Source organism: Vibrio sp. 704, from assembly GCF_033339295.1.
The window spans coordinates 1-675 of sequence record NZ_JAWOUH010000491.1; the positions used below are offsets into that span (position 1 = coordinate 1).

General features: G+C 40.0%; 1 pseudogene. It reads left to right on the plus strand.

From position 1 onward, the window contains the following. Nucleotides 1-448: 448 nt before the first annotated feature. Nucleotides 449-675, plus strand: a pseudogene (locus tag R7R24_RS27310) (porin); the annotation flags it as partial.

The window sequence follows — 675 nt, forward strand, 5'->3', positions numbered from 1 at the left end:
AGGGTTTTAGCTTTTTTTAGCTTTTTCGTGCTTGATTACTGGCCACAATTTTTCCAAAAAGTTCCTGAAGGTGTTTTAGGTTCACAAATGTAAGCAAATGTTTCTTAATCATCTGGCTCGATCATTTAAGTTTCAGAGGGTTATGAGATTTCGTGATCTTGCACGTTACAAAACATTTCAATTTGTAAGGTTATCGATTGGATGGATGATAAGTTAGCAATCTAAACGTTTGCTTTTATTCGGTTTCTTATAATTTTTCACTCGGTTGCCGAAGAGTCTTCAAATAAAGTGGCGGCAGTTGTTGCGCAAAGGTAATTCAGTTTTGGCGGAAAAGATGCCCCAAAAAACCTTTGTATACACCCGAAGCTATTGGCGTTCATTCGTACATAAATCCAAATGCTCAAGGTGCAAATCGACTAACCGACTAATAAATACATGGACTTAATAAATGAACAAAAAATTCCTAGCGGCAGCAATCGCAGCTGCAACATTCGGTACTCAAGCAGTAGCAGTGGAACTTTACAATAACGATGGCACTACGTTCTCTATTGGTGGCCATGTGTCTGTTAACCTGAACGGTTCAGAGCAAGGTGATACTGACGTAGGCACAAACTCTCCACGTATCAACTTCACAGCAACTCAGGATCTAGGTAATGGCTTTACTGCTGACGCTCG